We start from the raw sequence: 18,640 nt of genomic DNA, 5'->3' as shown, positions 1-18,640 counted from the left end.
TATAAAAATTTATAGGAGGTGTAGCAATGTCAGTAGAAGCAATCAATGCGAAAAAAGTCGTTGTTGAAGAAATCGCTGGTAAATTTAATGATTCACAATCTGCTGTAGTAGTAGAATATCGTGGATTATCAGTAGCAGAAGTCACTGAATTACGTAAAGCATTACGTGAAGAAGATGTTGAATTCAAAGTTTACAAAAACAAATTAGTTCAAAGAGCTACTGAAAGCGCTGGATATGCTGAAATCAATGATAAATTAGTAGGTCCAAACGCTATTGCATTCGGTCATAGTGATGCCGTTGCACCTGCAAGAATTTTAGCTAAATTCGCTAAAGATCATGAAGCTTTAGTAATCAAAGCTGGAATTGTTGAAGGAAAAGTATTAGAAGTAGAAGAAGTTAATGAAATTGCTAAATTACCTGGACGTGAAGGAATGTACTCAATGTTACTTGGTATGTTAAAAGAACCAGTTAGCAAATTCGCTAGAGTTGTAAAAGCTGTAGCAGATGCAAGAGAAGAAAATGGTGGAGAAGCACCAGTTGAAGCACCTGCTGAAGAACAAGTAGAAGAAGCTGCTGAATAAGCAGAATTAATGAAAAGGAGAATATAAACATGGCAAAATTAACACATGAAGATATCTTAGCTTACTTAGAAGAAGCTACTATTTTAGAATTAAATGATTTAGTAAAAGCAATCGAAGAAAAATTTGATGTAACTGCTGCTGCACCAGTTGCTGTTGCTGCTGCTGCTGATGATGGAGCTGCTGCTGAACCTACAGAAGTTAACGTAACATTAACTGAAGTTGGTGGAACTAAAGTTGCTGTAATCAAAGCTGTAAGAGAAATCACTGGTTTAGGATTAGTTGATGCTAAAGGATTAGTTGACAAAGCACCTTCAGTAATCAAAGAAAAAGTTTCTGCTGATGAAGCTAAAGAAATCAAAGAAAAATTAGAAGCTGCTGGAGCTACAGTAGAAGTTAAATAATTATAACTTTGATTTAAAAGAAGGATCTTACGATTCTTCTTTTTTTGTTGGTTAAAATCCGATTTATTTGTATAATAGAGACAAAGGAAATAGAGGTATACAAATGAAACATTATTTTACAGATAATACAGATTTAAAAAGTGAACAATCACAATTTATTTTTAGATATCATAAATATGATCTTTTATTTACAAGTGATAATGGTGTTTTTTCTAAAAGTATGATTGATTATGGTTCACGTGTTTTATTAGACAATATTGAAATCACAGATGAAAAAACACTTCTTGATGTAGGATGTGGCTATGGAACTTTTGGAATATGCCTTAATAAAGTTTATTCACAATTAAATGTGGATATGGTTGATGTTAATGAGCGTGCACTTGAACTTGCTAAATTAAATGCAAAAAACAATAATATTCATGCAAATATTTATAAAAGTTTTATTTATGAAAATGTTCAAGGAAGTTATGATGTGATTGTGACTAATCCACCAGTTAGAGCTGGAAAAGAAGTTGTTACAACGATTTTATCTGAAGCAATTGATCATTTAAATGATCAAGGAAGTTTATGGGTCATTTTACAAAAGAAACAAGGTGCTCCTTCGGCTAAAAAGAAAATGGAAGAAGTTTTTGGGAATTGTGAAATTGTTAAAAGAGATAAGGGATATTACTTATTACACAGCGTAAAAAGATAATATTTCTTTTTTTATTTTTTATAAAAAAAGGTATTGACTTTTTTGAAACCTTTATCTAAAATACAATAATGACTATTAATATTTAAAATCAAGCGTTTTTGTGCGCTCAAAAACAGTTTAATAGAGATAAAGAAGGGTGGAGTTAATTCGTGGAAAAGCATACAACTACAGCAAAAAGCAAGATTACTCGTCGTAATTACTCTAGGATTTCAGGATCTTTAGAGTTACCAAATTTAGTAGAAATTCAAACAAATTCCTATAAATGGTTTAAAGAAGTAGGAATTAAAGAAGTATTTGATGATATCTACCCAATTACAAACTTTAATGAAACTTTATCATTAGAATTTGTTGATTGTGCCTTTGATGAACCAAAATATTCTGTAAACGAAAGTAAAGATCGTGATGCAAACTATGCAGCACCAATTCGTGCTACTTTACGTTTAATTAATTCAGGAACTGGTGAAATTAAAGAACAAGAAGTATTTATGGGTGATTTCCCATTAATGACTGATTCAGGAACTTTCATTATTAATGGGGCAGAACGTGTTATTGTATCTCAATTAGTACGTTCACCAGGGGCATACTTTGCTGATGCCATCGATAAAAGTGGTAAAACTGTCTTTGAAGGTAGTATTATCCCATCAAGAGGGACTTGGTTAGAGTTCGAAAATGATGCAAAAGATGTTTTAAATGTTCGTATTGACCGTAATAGAAAAATTCCAGGAACAGTTTTATTACGTGCTTTAGGACTTTCTAGTAATGAAGATATTATTGATGTTTTTGGTGATCATGAATTTATTTTGAACACTTTAGCAAAAGATAATACAACAAACACAGAAGAAGCTTTAATTGAAATTTATAATAAATTAAGACCAGGAGAACCTGCTACATTAGAAGGTGCTACAAGCCTTTTATATACTAGATTCTTTGATCCTAAACGTTATGATTTAGCTAAAGCTGGTCGTTTTAAATTTAAGAAAAAATTAAGTTTATTAGATCGTATTGCAGGACGTGTTCTTGCTGAAGATGTTAAAGATGTTGATGGTAACGTTGTTTGTACAAAAGGAACAGTTATTACAAACGAAGTTATTGATACATTAAGACCTGTTTTTGAAGCAGGTGCACACACTATTGAAATGAAAACTAATCCTAGATTAGAAAGTAATGGTGTATTACAAGTAGTTCATGTTTATGTTGATGAATCACGTACTAAAGTTATGAAAGTAATTGGTACAGATTTATCATTAAATTGTAAATATGTTACAATCTCTGACATGATTGCAGCATATTCATATATGTTAAACTTAGTTGATATTTTCAATTCTTATGATTTGGCACCTGAAGATAGAGTATCTCATATGGCTCGTATTGGTTTATTAGATGATATCGATCATTTAGGAAATAGACGTGTACGTTCTGTAGGTGAATTAATTCAAAACCAATTTAGAATTGGATTATCAAGAATGGAAAGAGTTGTTAAAGAAAGAATGTCATTATCTGAAGTTGATTCAGTAACACCTCAATCTTTAACAAATATTCGTCCATTAACTGCCGCAATGAAAGAATTCTTTGCGTCATCACAATTATCACAATTCATGGATCAAATTAACCCATTAGCCGAATTAACAAATAAACGTCGTTTATCTGCATTAGGGCCAGGTGGTTTATCAAGAGACCGTGCAGGATATGAAGTCCGTGACGTACATGCTTCCCATTATGGAAGAATTTGTCCAATCGAAACTCCTGAAGGTCCAAACATCGGGTTAATTTCAACTTTAGCATCTTATGCTAAAATTAATGAATATGGTTTTATTGAAACTCCATATCGTAAAGTTAATAACTGTGTTATCGATGAAGATGATGTACGTTATTTAACTGCTGATGAAGAAAAAAATTACATTATTGCACAAGCAAATGTTCAAACATCTGATGAAGGTGAAATCTTAGATGAACAAGTTATTGCACGTCATTTAGGTGAAAACATTATGGCTAAAAGAGAAGATGTTGATTTTATCGATATTTCTCCAAAACAAATCGTATCTGTTGCCACTTCATGTATTCCATTCTTGGAAAACGATGATGCAACTCGTGCCTTAATGGGTGCTAACATGCAACGTCAAGCTGTACCTTTATTAAATCCACATACACCATTTGTTGGAACTGGTATGGAATATCAAGCTGCAAGAGATTCTGGTGCGGCTTTAGTAAGTAAACATAACGGTACTGTTAGCTATGTTGATGCAAAACGTATTGAAATCGTAGATGATGAAGCAGTTGTGCATAAATATCGTTTAACTAAATTTGCTATTTCAAATGCTGGTACATGTATTAACCATAAACCAATCGTTAAAGTTGGTGAAGAAGTTGTTGTAGGACAAGTATTAGCTGATGGTCCAGCAATGGAACAAGGTGAATTAGCATTAGGACAAAACGTATTAGTTGGTTTCATGACATGGAATGGTTATAACTACGAAGATGCCGTTATTATGTCTGAAAGATTAGTAAAAGAAGATGTTTATACATCTATTCATATTGATGAATATTCAATTGAATGTCGTGATACAAAATTAGGACCTGAAGAAATTACAAGAGATATCCCTAACGTTGGAGATGAAGCACGTAAAAATTTAAATAGTGATGGTATCATCATGATTGGTGCTGAAGTTAAAGAAGGAGATATCTTAGTAGGTAAAGTTACTCCAAAAGGTCAAGCTGAATTATCAGCAGAAGAAAAATTATTACTTGCAATCTTTGGTGAAAAATCAAGAGAAGTTAAAGATAATTCATTAAGAGTTCCTCATGGAGGGGCAGGTATCGTTCATGATATCAAAATCTTTGATCGTAAAAATGGTGATGAATTACAACCAGGTGTTAACCGTGTTGTTAAAGTTTATATCGTTCAAAAACGTAAAATCTCAGAAGGAGATAAAATGGCTGGACGTCATGGTAACAAAGGGGTTATTTCAAAAATCTTACCAATCGAAGATATGCCACACTTAGAAGATGGTACACCATTAGATATCATGTTAAATCCATTAGGGGTTCCATCTCGTATGAATATTGGACAAGTATTAGAATTACATTTAGGTTATGCTGCTAGACAATTAGGTTTATATATTGCTACACCAGCGTTCGATGGTCTACATCGTGAAGACTTAGAAGCATTAATGAAAGAAGCTGGAATGAACGAAGATGGTAAACAACCAGTAATTTCTGGTCAAACTGGTGAATATTTTGACTCACCTGTTTCAGTAGGTATTATGTACTTCGTTAAATTATCACACATGGTTGATGATAAATTACATGCTCGTTCAGTAGGACCTTACTCATTAGTTACTCAACAACCACTTGGAGGTAAAGCTCAAAACGGTGGACAAAGATTTGGGGAAATGGAAGTTTGGGCACTTGAAGCATATGGTGCTGCTTATACACTTCGTGAAATCTTAACTGTTAAATCTGATGATGTTGTTGGTCGTGTTAAAACATATGAAGCAATTGTTAAAGGACAACCAATGCCAGAACCAGGATTACCTGAATCATTTAGAGTATTAAAGAAAGAATTACAAGCATTAGCATTAGATATTCGTTTATTAGATGAAAATGATCAAGAAATTGATGAAAGAAATATCGAAGATGAAGAAAGACGTTTCCCAAGATCAATTGAAAAAGAAGATGTGAACGAAGAAAAAGAAGTTGTTTCTGATGCTATGGAATCTGAAGAATTAGTTGAAACTGTAGAAAGTGAATCATTATAAGGAGGGAATAGAAAATGGCAAATACTAATAAATTTTCATCAATCCAAATTGGATTAGCATCTCCTGAAAAAATTCGTGAATGGTCTTATGGTGAAGTAAAAAAACCTGAAACGATTAACTATCGTTCTCAAAAACCTGAAAAAGATGGTCTATTCTGTGAAAGAATCTTTGGACCATCTAAGGATTGGGAATGTAGTTGTGGAAAATATAAGAAAATTAGATACAAAGGTGTTGTATGTGATCGTTGTGGTGTAGAAGTTACTAAATCTGCAGTACGTCGTGAACGTATGGGACATATTGAATTAGCTACACCAGTAGCACATATTTGGTATTTAAAAGGTATTCCATCAAGAATGGGATTAATCTTAGATATGTCACCAAAACAATTAGAAGAAATTATTTACTTTGTTTCTTATGTTGTTATTGATAAAGGAACTACACCTTTAGAATACAAACAAGTATTATCTGAAAGAGATTATCGTAAATGTTATGAACAATTTGGTCATACATTTGAAGCTCAAATTGGGGCTGAAGCAATTCAAACTTTATTAAAACAAGTTGATTTAGATGCAGAATTTGAACTTGTATCTAAAGAATTAAAAGAAGCTCAAGGACAAAAACGTACTAAATTATTAAAGAGATTAGAAGCAATCGAAGCATTTAGATCTTCTGATAATCAACCAGAATGGATGATTCTTGAAGCTTTACCAGTAATACCACCTGATTTAAGACCAATGTTACAATTAGATGGTGGACGTTTTGCAACAAGTGATTTAAATGATTTATATAGACGTGTTATTACTCGTAATAATCGTTTGAAAAAATTATTAGAACTTGGAACACCTTCTATTATCGTACAAAATGAAAAACGTATGTTACAAGAAGCTGTTGATGCTTTAATTGATAATGGTCGTCGTTCTAAACCAATCACTGGTGCTGGTGGACGTGCATTAAAATCATTAAGCCATACATTAAAAGGTAAACAAGGACGTTTCCGTCAAAACTTATTAGGTAAACGTGTTGACTACTCAGGACGTTCAGTTATCGCAGTAGGACCAGACTTAAAAATGTATCAATGTGGTATCCCACGTGAAATGGCTTTAAGCTTATTTAAACCATTTGTTATCCATGGTTTAGTTGATAAAGAAATTGCAACTAATATTAAAGCTGCTGAAAGACTTATTGATAAAATGGATGACAAAATTTGGCCAATCGTTGAAGATGTTATTAAAGAACACCCAGTATTATTAAACCGTGCTCCTACTCTTCATAGATTAGGTATCCAAGCATTCGAACCTAAATTAGTAGAAGGACGTGCTATTCGTCTTCACCCATTAGTAACTCCAGCATTCAATGCCGATTTCGATGGGGACCAAATGGCTGTCCATGTACCATTAGGTGAAGAAGCAATTCAAGAAGCTAGACAATTAATGTTAGGATCAACTAATATCTTAGGGCCTAAAGATGGTAAACCTATCGTTACTCCATCACAAGACATGGTATTAGGTAACTACTACTTAACTTTAGAAGATGTTGGAGCAATTGGTGAAGGTACTGTCTTTGCTGATAGAAACGAAGTTGATCATGCATATTTTGCTAAAACTGTAAATCTTCATACAAGAGTTGCTATTAAAGCATCTTCATTACACAATGCAACATTTACAGAAGCACAAAATAATAGTTATTTAATTACTACAGTAGGTAAAATTTATTTCAATGATATTTTTGATGGACAATTCCCATTTATCAATGAACCAGGTAAAGAAAACTTATCTGGAACACCTGATAGATACTTTGTTCCAATGGGAACTGATATTAAAGCACATATCGCTGCTCAAAAACCAGTTAAACCATTAGGTAAAAAAGCATTAGGAAGCATCATTGATGAAGTATTCAAACAATCTGCATTAACAGATACAAGCTTAATGCTTGATAAATTAAAAGACCAAGGATTCAAATATTCAACAATTGCTGGTATTACAGTATCTGCATATGATATCCAAGTGCCACAAGCAAAATTTGAAATCTTTGATAAAGCAGATCAAAAACTTGAACAAATCAAGAATTTCTATAACAAAGGTAAATTAACTGAAGCAGAAAGATATCAAAGCGTAATCAAATTATGGACTGGTGTTAAAGATGAAGTACAAGAAGTCGTTCGTCAAGAGTTCGAAGCTGATGATCGTAACCCAATCTTTATCATGTCTGATTCAGGTGCCCGTGGATCACTTTCTAACTTCACTCAGTTAGTAGGTATGCGTGGATTAATGTCAAATCCAAAAGGGGAAACAATCGAGTTACCAATCAAGTCTGCCTTCCGTGAAGGTTTAACAGCATCAGAATTCTTTATTTCGACACATGGTGCCCGTAAAGGTTCTACAGATACTGCCTTAAAGACTGCCGATTCAGGTTACTTAACAAGACGTTTAGTAGACGTTGCTCAAGAAGTTATTATTTCTGAAGAAGATTGTGGAACAGATAGAGGATTTGTTGTTACTGAATTATACAATACAGATGACAATACAGTTATCGTTCCATTATATGACCGTTTAGTTGGTCGTTATTCACAAAAAGATGTTTACCATCCAGAAACTAAAGAATTATTAGTAGCTGCGGGTGAAATCTTTACTGAACAAAACGCTAAAGTTGTTTGTGATGCAGGTATTAAAGAAGTTGAAATTCGTTCAGTTCTTGGCTGCGTTGCTAAAGGCGGAGTTTGTAAAAAATGTTATGGTCGTAACTTAGCAACAGGTAATGTTGTTGAATTAGGTGAAGCTGTTGGAGTTATGGCAGCACAATCAATCGGTGAACCAGGTACTCAGTTAACAATGCGTACTTTCCATGATGGTGGGGTTGCCGGTGGTGCCGATATCACTCAAGGGTTACCTCGTATCCAAGAGTTATTTGAAGCACGTAATCCAAAAGCTAAATCAATTATTTCTGAAATTGATGGTGAAGTATCAAATATTATTGATAATGCTGGAAGAATGGAAGTTGTTGTTTCTAATGATTTAGAAACAAGAAGTTATTTAACTCCTTATGGTGCAAAATTAAGAGTTAATGTTGGTGATGAAGTACGTATTGGTGACAAAATCACTAAAGGTTCTATTGATCCAAAAGAATTATTAAATGTAGCTGATACAGAAGCTGTTGAAAATTATATTATTAAAGAAGTTCAAAAAGTATATCGTATTCAAGGTATCGAAATTTCTGATAAACATATCGAAATTATCGTAAGACAAATGTTGAAGAAAATTAGAATTGTTGAAGGTGGAGATACTGGAACACTTCCTGGTACACATGTTAATGTAACTCAATTTACTGAATTAAATAGAGAAGCATTAAAAGAAGGAAAACATCCTGCTGTTGGTAGACCAATCTTATTAGGTATTACTAAAGCATCTCTTGAAACTGATTCATTCTTATCTGCTGCATCATTCCAAGAAACTACTAAGATCTTAACTGATGCATCAATTAAAGGTAAGAAAGATATGTTAAAAGGATTAAAAGAAAATGTATTAATTGGTAAATTATTACCAGCTGGTACAGGATTTAGAGGTCCTTTAAAATCACCTGAAACATTAGCAAAAGAAGCTGAAGAAGCAAAAGCTGCTGAACTTGCTAAATATGATTTATTAGATGATAATCATGAAAATCTTGGAAATCAATTATAAAAAATGGCTCCGTGTCAATAGTGGAGGGGCTTAAGAGATAGCGAAAGCTATCTCTTTTCTTTTACTCAAATTCATATGAGAACCCAAGATGAAGAAGAATCCTCTTTCTTAAATTATAAAAATATCTGTAGCCATAGGCATTTCGTTTTACAAGCTTGACCTTGTTGTTCATACTTTCAATAAAACCATTATTAAAACTTGTTTCATATGTTTTATCGTTTCTAACATAGATTGCTTTGTATGTAAGTGACTTAAGTATTGGCACAAACCAGTTCTTTCTTATGTTTTTTGCAGACGAAATAAAATATGTATTATTTGTTTCAAATATATGGTTCAGCCAGTTATTCAATTCTTTCTTGTAATCATTGTGCTTTTCATGGATGAGTTTCAACAGATTCTGATAGATCATATAGCTCTGGTAGAATTCATCTGTACCATCCTGTTCAAATATATGTTCAACATATGTTCTGCAGGTAAAGTGTTTTTTTAAATGACGATCATACCATTCTGTTTGATCATCAAGATCCTTTCTATATTTGTCAAAAAGATGAAGATTTTTCTTAATAGATTTGGCTATCTTTTCATTTTTTAATGAAGAACAGGTATCCAGTCTGCTTCTTTTTAGACATTCACCGAATAATTTTACATAATGAAAACGATCAGCGATAATAGAAGCATTGGGAAAAAGACGCTGCATGATACAACGAAAAGGATTGGAAAGATCCATAATGATGATCCTTACTTTTTTTCTTTCTTTATAGGGAAATCTAAGAAAATAGTTTCTTAGACTGCGTTCTTTTCTGTCTTCAATAATATCAAGAGTTTTGCCGTTGATAGGATCGGTAATATGAAAAGCATAAGTTCCTTTATCAGTGGTTGCTTTAAATTCATCAATAGAAATAACAGACTTAAGATGATAGAATCGTTCTTTTACTTTGATGTGATGAAAAAATATTCTGTATACAGAAGATTTAGAAACACCCATCATACGAGAAATAACGGCCATGGCCGTATTCTCTCTAAATTGAATCAGGCAGGCATGAGCAGCAGAAGAAGTCATTCTAGTATTTTTAAATTTAAAAGGGATATCATCCTTAAAATAAGAATGACATGAATGACAGAAATATCTTCTGTATTCAACCTCAATAACGAATCTTTGATGACCATTGGCAATATGAGACAGGGAAATCTTACGTAAACCTTTAGATTCATGATGTTCGATAACGCCGCAATGAGGACAGACGAAATTATCTTTAAGAACAGATCTAAGTCTAATAAATTTAGAATGGTGACCATGCTTATCAAGACCATATCTAAAGCAAGAATCAGAGTCCTCATAAGGGACAGGAATAAAATAATCAGATAAATTATCAGGAAAATCTAGAGATTTAAATAAATCATTGATATAATTCAAATTGGACATAGTGGAATACCTCTTTTCTATTTATTTTTGGTCATTTAAATTGTAAAACGGTATGAAAGCTATGTCTATTTAAATATAAGAAAACTGGAGCAGGATATATTTCCCCTCCAGTTTTAGTATAGAGCCTAAAAAATAGGCTTATGCCTATTTTTTTTATATTTTTTAATTTTTTTGTTGACATTATCATTTTAATACTATAATATATTGTCAGTGCCCGAATTGGGTGCAATATTTATTGATTAAATATGAAACACCCGGTATTGTGTGTTATCAAGAAAGGAGAAAGAAATGCCTACAATTAACCAATTAGTAAGACAAGGTCGTACTGATAAAACAACAAAATCAAATTCACCTGCTTTAAATAGAGGTTATAACTCATTAGCTAAAAAAGCTACATCAACTAAATCACCTCAAAAGCGTGGTGTGTGTACACGTGTTGCTACTATGACACCTAAAAAACCTAACTCGGCTTTACGTAAATATGCCCGTGTTAGATTATCAAATGGTATGGAAGTAACTGCATATATTCCAGGAATTGGACACAACTTACAAGAACATAGTGTTGTTTTAATTCGTGGTGGTCGTGTTAAAGACTTACCAGGGGTTCGTTACCATATTATCCGTGGTACAATGGACTGTGCTGGAGTTAACGATCGTAAACAAGCACGTTCTAAATACGGTGCTAAAAAACCAAAAGCTTAATTAATACTTATAGGAGGAAATATATATGTCAAGAAAAGGACGAGTTGCTAAAAGAGACGTTCTACCTGATCCAGTGTATAACTCTAAAACTATTTCTAAACTTATCAACAACATTATGTTAGATGGTAAAAAAGGTGTTGCTCAAAACATCTTATATGATGCGTTTAAAAAAGTAGAAGAAAAAACTGGAAACCCAGCTATGGAAGTCTTTGATCAAGCAATTAACAATATTATGCCAGTTCTTGAACTTAAAGTAAGACGTATTGGTGGTGCTAACTACCAAGTACCAGTTGAAGTTTCTTCAGAAAGAAGAATGACTTTAGGATTAAGATGGTTAGTAAATTATTCTCGTTTAAGAAACGAAAAAACTATGGTTGATCGTTTAGCAAACGAAATTATTGATGCTTCAAACGGAACAGGTGCTTCTGTTAAGAAGAAAGAAGATACTCATAAAATGGCTGAAGCTAATAAAGCATTCGCTCATTTCCGTTGGTAATATAACGGTTAAAATTTTGAAGGGAGAAAACAAATGGCTCGTGAATTTTCGTTAGAAAAGACTCGTAATATCGGAATCATGGCTCATATTGATGCTGGTAAAACAACAACAACTGAACGTGTCCTTTATTACACTGGTAAAATCCATAAAATTGGTGAAACTCACGAAGGTGCTTCACAAATGGACTGGATGGAACAAGAACAAGAACGTGGAATCACAATCACTTCAGCAGCTACAACTGCTCAATGGAACGGGTATCGTGTTAACATTATCGATACACCAGGCCATGTAGACTTTACAGTCGAAGTAGAACGTTCTTTACGTGTATTAGATGGTGCTGTAACTGTATTAGATGCAAAAGCTGGTGTAGAACCACAAACTGAAACAGTTTGGCGTCAAGCTACTACTTATGGTGTACCTCGTATTGTATTCGCTAATAAAATGGATGCAACAGGTGCAGATTTCATTATGTCATTAGAATCTTTAGAAAAGAGATTAGGAGTACAAGGTGTTGCAATTCAATTACCTATCGGTGCTGAAGATACTTTCGAAGGAATCATTGACTTAATTAAAATGAAAGCTGTTTATTTTGAAGGAACAAAAGGTGAAAATGTAGTTTACAAAGACATTCCTGAAGAATATATGGCTCAAGCTGAAGAATACCGTGCTAAAATGATTGATCAAGCTGCAACATATGATGATGATCTATTAATGAAAGTTTTAGAAGGTGAAGAAATTACTGAAGAAGAAATTAAAGCAGCAATCCGTAAAGGAACATTAGCTGTAGAATTATTCCCAGTATTATGTGGTTCAGCTTACAAAGATAAAGGTGTTCAACCAATGTTAGATGCAGTTATTGACTTTTTACCTGCACCAACTGACATTCCTTCAATCAAAGGTACTGATGAAGATGGTAATGAAGTAGAAAGACATGCATCAGATGATGAACCTTTCTCAGCATTAGCATTCAAAATCATGGCTGACCCATTCGTAGGAAAATTAACTTTCTTCCGTGTATATTCAGGTACATGTCAATCAGGAAGTTATGTATTAAACTCTACAAAAGATAAAAAAGAACGTTTAGGTCGTATTCTTCAAATGCATGCGAACAAACGTAATGAAATTGCTGAAGTTTACGCTGGAGATATTGCTGCAGCAGTAGGTTTCAAAAATACAACAACTGGGGATACTATTTGTGACGAAAAGAATTTCGTTATCCTTGAAAAAATGGAATTCCCTGAACCAGTTATCCAATTAGCTATCGAACCAAAAACTAAACAAGACCAAGATAAGTTAAGTAATGGTTTAATTAAATTAGCTGAAGAAGATCCAACTTTCAAAACATTTACTAACCCTGAAACTGGAGATACTGTTATCGCTGGTATGGGTGAATTACACTTAGACGTAATCGTTGACCGTTTAAAGAGAGAATTCAAAGTAGAAGCTAACGTTGGTGCTCCACAAGTTGCTTACCGTGAAACAATCACTCAAGCAGCTGAATGTGAAGGTAAATATGTAAAACAATCAGGTGGTCGTGGACAATACGGTCACGTATGGATCAAATTTGAACCTAATGAAGGTAAAGGATTTGAATTCGTTGATGCTATCGTTGGTGGGGCTGTCCCAAGAGAATATATCAACTCAGTAAAAGTAGGTCTTGAAGACGCACTTGAAACTGGTATGATTGCTGGATACCCTGTATTAGACGTAAAAGCTACATTATTTGATGGTTCTTACCATGATGTCGATTCATCAGAAATGGCATATAAAGTAGCTGCAAGTTTAGCACTTAAAAATGCTGCTAAAAAATGTGCTCCAGTATTATTAGAACCAATTATGGCTGTAGAAGTAACTGCTCCTTCTGAATATTTAGGTAGCGTTATGGGTGATATTTCATCAAGACGTGGTATGATTGAAGGGCAAGAAGAAAGAGGAAATGCTGTTTCAGTTCAAGCATCTGTACCATTATCAGAAATGTTCGGATATGCAACTGATTTAAGATCATTTACTCAAGGTCGTGGAAACTATACAATGCAATTTGATAGATACGAAGCTGCACCTAAATCAATTAGAGAAGAAATCATCAAGAAAAATGGTGGAAATGTATAATATACATTAAAATCAAATAAATATTGATTTTTTCGAATAAATAAACTAGAATGTTTATTGTAAAAAATTATAAAAATAGGAGGAACCTTAACAATGGCTAAGGAAAAATTTGACCGCTCTAAAGCGCATGTAAATATCGGAACTATTGGTCACGTTGACCATGGTAAAACAACTTTAACTGCTGCAATCACTACTTGTCTTGCTAAAAAAGGACAAGCTGCTGCAATGGATTATGCTTCAATCGATGCTGCTCCAGAAGAAAAAGAACGTGGTATCACAATCAATACTGCACACGTAGAATATCAAACTGACACTCGTCACTATGCACACGTTGACTGTCCAGGCCATGCTGACTACATCAAAAACATGATCACTGGTGCTGCACAAATGGATGGTGCTATCTTAGTAGTTGCTGCTACTGATGGACCTATGCCACAAACAAGAGAACACATCTTATTATCTCGTCAAGTAGGTGTTCCATACATCATCGTATTCTTAAATAAATGCGATATGGTTGATGACGAAGAATTAATCGACTTAGTAGAAATGGAAGTTCGTGAATTATTAAATGAATATGACTTCCCAGGTGATGATACTCCAGTAATCAGAGGATCAGCATTAAAAGCATTAGAAGGAGATCCAAAATGGACTCCAGCTATCGACGAATTAATGGAAGCTGTAGATACTTATATCCCAACTCCAACTAGAGACGTTGATAAACCATTCTTAATGCCAGTAGAAGACGTTTTCACAATCACTGGACGTGGAACTGTTGCTACAGGTAGAGTAGAACGTGGACAATTAAACTTAAATGACGAATTAGAAATCGTTGGTATCAAAGAAACTCAAAAAACAGTTGCTACTGGTATCGAAATGTTCAGAAAATTATTAGACTATGCTGAATCTGGAGATAACATCGGTGTATTATTACGTGGTATCAACCGTGATCAAATTCAACGTGGACAAGTATTAGCTAAACCTGGTTCAGTACATCCACATACTAAATTCAAAGGTCAAGTATATGTATTAAGTAAAGATGAAGGTGGACGTCATACACCATTCTTCGCTAACTATAGACCACAATTCTATTTCAGAACTACTGATATTACTGGTGTAATTGAATTACCAGAAGGAACTGAAATGGTAATGCCTGGAGATACTGTAGAATTAACAGTTGAATTAATTCACCCAATCGCAATTGAACAAGGAACTAAATTCTCAATTCGTGAAGGTGGTAGAACTGTAGGTTCTGGAAACATCTCTGAAATTATTGAATAATAATTTTAAATAAAAGGTTCATTAAGTTGAACCTTTTTTGTTTTAAATTTTATATATTATAGAAGATAAATTTTTAGTAAGAGTATCTATAAATGGTAAGTGCCAAATAAAATAGTGTATTTAAAAAAGTCGATTGAATGTAAGTGCCAAATAAAATAGTGTATTTAAAAAAGTCGATTGAATTGATACAATGATCAATTTAGTCGGCTTTTATTTCAAATTCTTCTTTTATTTCTTCACTCCATGGTAAGAACCAATCCAATTTCTTTGGATCTTCAACCAGATCTTGTTGAGGTAAATAATCCAGAATGAATTCAATATAATCATATGGATTAAGTTTGTTGGCTTTAGCTGTTTCAATCAAGCTGAAGACTGCAGCACTTGCTTCAGCTCCTTTAGTAGAAGTTGAAAACAGCCAGTTCTTTCGACCAACTGTAAATGGTCTGATTGTACGTTCATCTAATGAATTTGTCATAGGTACAAGACCATCTTCTAAAAATGAACGCAGTCCTGCCTCGTAATTCAAGGCATATTGTATAGCTTTTCCTGTCTTAGAAGCTGTTAACACCTTGTTTTGATTTTCTTTGCACCATAAAAAGAAGTCATCAACTAATGGCTTTGATTTTTCTTGACGTACTTTCTCCTTTTTATCAGGTGATAATGTTTCGATTTGTTTTTCTATCGCAAACAGTTTAGCTATTTTTTCAATGGCTGTATTTGCGAGTGTATCTGATGCATTCTTCATATCTACAGGCAAAGCATCATAGAACTTCCGTCTGGCATGCGCCCAACAATAAGCATTGGTTACACCATCTATATGGTTATATCCATAATAGCCATCAGTAATGATAGTACCATCAAATCCTTTCAGAAATTCTTGAGGGTTGGTTGCTTTTCTGTCAGGTCTGTAATCAAATATCTTAACAGGTCTTTTACTTTCTTTGATACTTGAATATACCCACATATATGATTTAGAAGTAGCCTTCTTACCTGGTTCATTCAATACCTGAACTGGCGTTTCATCACAATGTATATGTGATTCCTTCATCATCAGTTCGTGCATCCTGTTTACCAATGGAATGAAATATTCATTGGCGGCAATGATGATCCAGTTTGCCATTGTCGTTCTTGAAAGTTTCATTCCTAATCGTTTCCATTCTGATTCTTGTCTGTATAGTGGCATATGATTTACATATTTATCAATGATTACTTGTGACAGTACACTTGGCGATGTATATGAATGTGGAACAACCGGTTGAGGTGTGCCAGCTTTAAGCATGACTACCTTTCCTTTTTTTCTACAGTTTCGACATTCATATGTTTTTCGATAAATATCTTTTACATAGAGTTTGGCTGGTTCATAAATAACTTCATGTCTTACAAATTCCTCACCTACATAAGATAATTTAGAGCCACATTCATCACATACTCTGTCTTTTTCATCAACATCATAAACTTTTTTTACATGTTTTAGCTTGTCTAATTTGATATCAATTTTCTCTTTTTGTTTCTTTTTGGCTCTGGTATATGAGATATCTTCAAGCAGTTCAGGTTCACATTCATTTTCTGCTTCATCAAAAAGAGAAAGCTGATCCATAGAATGTGTTATCTTTTCACTCTTGGTACCAAACAGCTTTCTCTTTAAATAGGCATTTTCTTCACGTAAAAGTTCATTGTTGTTTTTTAAGTATTCATTTTCAGCTTTCAAACTGTCAATGGTACTGTTCAAAGATGCAATTGTAGCTTTCAATTCTTCAATAGAATGTGACAGATTAGCCATTACCAAAGCTAAATTTTCAACTGTACCTGTAGTAGAATCAGCCATCAAAAGCACCTCCATTTCATACATCCATTATACCATAAACAGGCATATTATCCTATGAAATCAAGGCTTTACAGTACAACTTGTGGATAACTTTTCTGAATGGTCTTAGGCTGTACGATAGAAAGTCCTTCAAGCAGCCATCTGAATTGTTGAGGGGTTATTTCTCGAGCTTCTGATTCATCTCTTGGCCATTTGAATTTACCATTTTCAAGTCTTTTATAAAGTAAGACAAAACCATCACCTTCCCAATACAGTGCCTTCATGATTCTTGTATTTCTACCACAAAACAGAAACACAGAATTAGAAAAAGGATCAAGCTTGAAGTTCTGTTGAACGATAGCTGAAAGACCATCAATCTGTTTACGCATATCTGTATAGCCAACAGCTATATAAATATGTTCGGCTTTTGAAATATCACCAATCATAATAGTGACTTCAAAAGAGGCTCAATACTTTGGTAAGGTGTATCTGAATCGAGTTCAATTTTGATGCTTCCCTTGATAATGATAATCTTTTCATTATTGTGTGGTTGCTTTTCAACAGAAACAAAGGATACTTCATTCTTGTAGCTGTTTTCATTTATCTGATCACATAAAATATTTCTGATTTTTTGTTGATAATTATAATAAGTCGACGGCTTGATATTGTTTTTGTCACAGAAATCTTTGACAGATAAACCACTTTCCTTGCATTCTTTGATTTTAAAATACCAAAATTTATATTTTTCATTTTCGGTAAGTTCCTGTACTGTCATATAGTCTCTCTTCCTTTCCATATAGTTTTTGGAGAATATAAAAACTACAATATAGTTTATGGAGTCTCCACATTCTATATTGTAGTTCTTAGAGTTCTATATTTTTATCCACTATTTTATTTGGCGCTTACTATAAATGGTTTAAAAAATCTAAAGTTTTAATATGTATCATTTATAGAATCAATAAAAAAGATAGACCTTTTATATTTTATTTAATATTCTTTTTTTGATTAAGTCTAATTAAATTATTTTATTTAAAATAGTGTTTTAAATAGCGAAAGCGCTTGAATAATAGATATGACTTTGATAAAATAAAAGTGCAGATGTAAGTAGTCTGAATATTTGTTTATAGAAGGAGATAATAAAAATGGATCAACAAGAACAAATCGTAATTAACTTAATTGTTAATGCTGGTAGCGCACGTAGTTCAGCTATCGAAGCAATTCAATATGCTAAAGCTGGAGATATCGAAAAAGCTGAAGAATCTTTAGGAAATGCTAAAGAAGCAGTAAACGAAGCACATCATTCACAAACTGAAATGATTCAAGCTGAAATCAGAGGAGAAAAAGCTCCATTAAGTTTATTAATGGTTCATGCTCAAGACCACTTAATGACTTCATTATTATGCATTGATTTAGCTCAAGAATTCGTTGATGTTTACAAAAAAATTGGTTAATTAAAATAAAAAAGAAGCAGTAATATAATGTTTAAAAGTCTAACTTTATGTTAGGCTTCTTTTTTTATTTTAAATGTATTTATTTAAACAAGTGATTAATCCTTTAATACATTACGTTATTAATAGTGAAATAACAAGATGTAATGACTTTAGAATAAACAATGATATCTATTTTAATGAATATAAAAAGAATAAAGATGATAATACTTAGAAGTAAGAATCTTTGGAGCGATGATGAAAGTCTCACTGATCAATGATGGACCAACAACAAT

General features: G+C 33.1%; 14 protein-coding genes. 10 read left to right on the top strand and 4 right to left on the bottom strand.

Going from position 1 to position 18,640, the window contains the following annotated elements; translation table 11 throughout:
- Positions 1–26 precede the first annotated feature (26 nt).
- The 5 genes from rplJ to rpoC all read left to right on the top strand — a co-directional run bounded on the left by rplJ (position 27) and on the right by rpoC (position 9,105).
- Entirely contained in the window at positions 27–581 is a 555-nt protein-coding gene (gene rplJ / locus ACLVEP_RS08185; protein WP_412584091.1) for a 50S ribosomal protein L10, read from the top strand.
- A gap of 29 nt (positions 582–610) precedes the next feature.
- Complete coding sequence (gene rplL, locus ACLVEP_RS08180) at positions 611–982, top strand: 50S ribosomal protein L7/L12 (RefSeq protein WP_412584088.1); 372 nt, start codon at positions 611–613, stop codon at positions 980–982.
- A gap of 67 nt (positions 983–1,049) precedes the next feature.
- Positions 1,050–1,676, top strand: a complete 627-nt coding sequence (locus ACLVEP_RS08175) for a class I SAM-dependent methyltransferase (RefSeq protein WP_412584086.1) — start codon at positions 1,050–1,052, stop codon at positions 1,674–1,676.
- A 149-nt stretch (positions 1,677–1,825) separates the two neighbouring features.
- On the top strand, positions 1,826–5,431 hold the full coding sequence (gene rpoB, locus ACLVEP_RS08170) for a DNA-directed RNA polymerase subunit beta (protein WP_412584084.1): 3,606 nt from the start codon (positions 1,826–1,828) through the stop codon (positions 5,429–5,431).
- Between the two features lie 14 nt (positions 5,432–5,445).
- Positions 5,446–9,105 (top strand): DNA-directed RNA polymerase subunit beta', encoded by a 3,660-nt coding sequence (gene rpoC, locus ACLVEP_RS08165; protein WP_412584081.1) that lies wholly within the window; start codon positions 5,446–5,448, stop codon positions 9,103–9,105.
- Positions 9,106–9,166: 61 nt separating this feature from the next.
- Here the strand turns inward: rpoC and ACLVEP_RS08160 are convergent, their stop codons facing one another.
- Positions 9,167–10,528: an ISL3 family transposase gene (locus tag ACLVEP_RS08160; RefSeq protein WP_412582119.1), complete on the bottom strand. Its 1,362-nt coding sequence runs from the start codon at positions 10,526–10,528 to the stop codon at positions 9,167–9,169.
- A gap of 288 nt (positions 10,529–10,816) precedes the next feature.
- Here ACLVEP_RS08160 and rpsL point away from each other — a divergent pair, with 288 nt between their 5' ends.
- The 4 genes from rpsL (at position 10,817) to tuf (ending at position 15,113) form a co-directional block, all read left to right on the top strand.
- Entirely contained in the window at positions 10,817–11,230 is a 414-nt protein-coding gene (gene rpsL, locus ACLVEP_RS08155) for a 30S ribosomal protein S12 (RefSeq protein ID WP_022002417.1), read from the top strand.
- Positions 11,231–11,255: 25 nt separating this feature from the next.
- On the top strand, positions 11,256–11,726 hold the full coding sequence (gene rpsG, locus ACLVEP_RS08150) for a 30S ribosomal protein S7 (protein ID WP_022002418.1): 471 nt from the start codon (positions 11,256–11,258) through the stop codon (positions 11,724–11,726).
- A 33-nt stretch (positions 11,727–11,759) separates the two neighbouring features.
- Entirely contained in the window at positions 11,760–13,835 is a 2,076-nt protein-coding gene (fusA, locus tag ACLVEP_RS08145; RefSeq protein WP_412584079.1) for an elongation factor G, read from the top strand.
- Between the two features lie 93 nt (positions 13,836–13,928).
- Positions 13,929–15,113: an elongation factor Tu gene (gene tuf / locus ACLVEP_RS08140; protein WP_412584077.1), complete on the top strand. Its 1,185-nt coding sequence runs from the start codon at positions 13,929–13,931 to the stop codon at positions 15,111–15,113.
- 199 nt (positions 15,114–15,312) lie between these two features.
- Here tuf and tnpC read toward each other — a convergent pair whose 3' ends face one another.
- The 3 genes from tnpC to tnpA all read right to left on the bottom strand — a co-directional run bounded on the left by tnpC (position 15,313) and on the right by tnpA (position 17,692).
- Positions 15,313–16,893 carry an IS66 family transposase gene (gene tnpC, locus ACLVEP_RS08135; protein WP_412582196.1) on the bottom strand — a complete coding sequence of 527 codons (1,581 nt, stop codon included), beginning with the start codon at positions 16,891–16,893 and terminating at the stop codon, positions 15,313–15,315.
- A gap of 113 nt (positions 16,894–17,006) precedes the next feature.
- A complete protein-coding gene (gene tnpB, locus ACLVEP_RS08130; RefSeq protein WP_227352341.1) occupies positions 17,007–17,363 on the bottom strand; it encodes an IS66 family insertion sequence element accessory protein TnpB in 357 nt (118 codons plus the stop codon).
- Complete coding sequence (gene tnpA, locus ACLVEP_RS08125) at positions 17,360–17,692, bottom strand: IS66 family insertion sequence element accessory protein TnpA (RefSeq protein WP_119362695.1); 333 nt, start codon at positions 17,690–17,692, stop codon at positions 17,360–17,362. Before tnpA ends, tnpB begins: the two co-directional genes overlap by 4 nt.
- Positions 17,693–18,059: 367 nt before the next feature.
- On the opposite strand from tnpA, the gene ACLVEP_RS08120 reads away from it, so the two are divergent.
- Complete coding sequence (locus ACLVEP_RS08120) at positions 18,060–18,368, top strand: PTS lactose/cellobiose transporter subunit IIA (protein ID WP_022002421.1); 309 nt, start codon at positions 18,060–18,062, stop codon at positions 18,366–18,368.
- Positions 18,369–18,640: the final 272 nt, after the last annotated feature.

Source organism: Faecalibacillus sp., from assembly GCF_047023275.1.
Lineage (GTDB): Bacteria > Bacillota_I > Bacilli_A > Erysipelotrichales > Coprobacillaceae > Faecalibacillus.
Note: the sequence above shows the minus strand (reverse complement) of the source record. Positions and strands in the feature narration are given on the sequence as shown.

Coding starts and splice junctions, on each gene's coding strand:
- fusA (WP_412584079.1), top strand. CDS start 11,760: ATGGCTCGTGAATTTTCGTTAGAAAAGACTCGTAATATCGGAATCATG.
- rplL (WP_412584088.1), top strand. CDS start 611: ATGGCAAAATTAACACATGAAGATATCTTAGCTTACTTAGAAGAAGCT.
- tnpB (WP_227352341.1), bottom strand. CDS start 17,363: ATGATTGGTGATATTTCAAAAGCCGAACATATTTATATAGCTGTTGGC.
- rpsG (WP_022002418.1), top strand. CDS start 11,256: ATGTCAAGAAAAGGACGAGTTGCTAAAAGAGACGTTCTACCTGATCCA.
- tnpA (WP_119362695.1), bottom strand. CDS start 17,692: ATGACAGTACAGGAACTTACCGAAAATGAAAAATATAAATTTTGGTAT.
- tnpC (WP_412582196.1), bottom strand. CDS start 16,893: ATGGCTAATCTGTCACATTCTATTGAAGAATTGAAAGCTACAATTGCA.
- rpoC (WP_412584081.1), top strand. CDS start 5,446: ATGGCAAATACTAATAAATTTTCATCAATCCAAATTGGATTAGCATCT.
- ACLVEP_RS08160 (WP_412582119.1), bottom strand. CDS start 10,528: ATGTCCAATTTGAATTATATCAATGATTTATTTAAATCTCTAGATTTT.
- ACLVEP_RS08120 (WP_022002421.1), top strand. CDS start 18,060: ATGGATCAACAAGAACAAATCGTAATTAACTTAATTGTTAATGCTGGT.
- rpsL (WP_022002417.1), top strand. CDS start 10,817: ATGCCTACAATTAACCAATTAGTAAGACAAGGTCGTACTGATAAAACA.
- tuf (WP_412584077.1), top strand. CDS start 13,929: ATGGCTAAGGAAAAATTTGACCGCTCTAAAGCGCATGTAAATATCGGA.
- rplJ (WP_412584091.1), top strand. CDS start 27: ATGTCAGTAGAAGCAATCAATGCGAAAAAAGTCGTTGTTGAAGAAATC.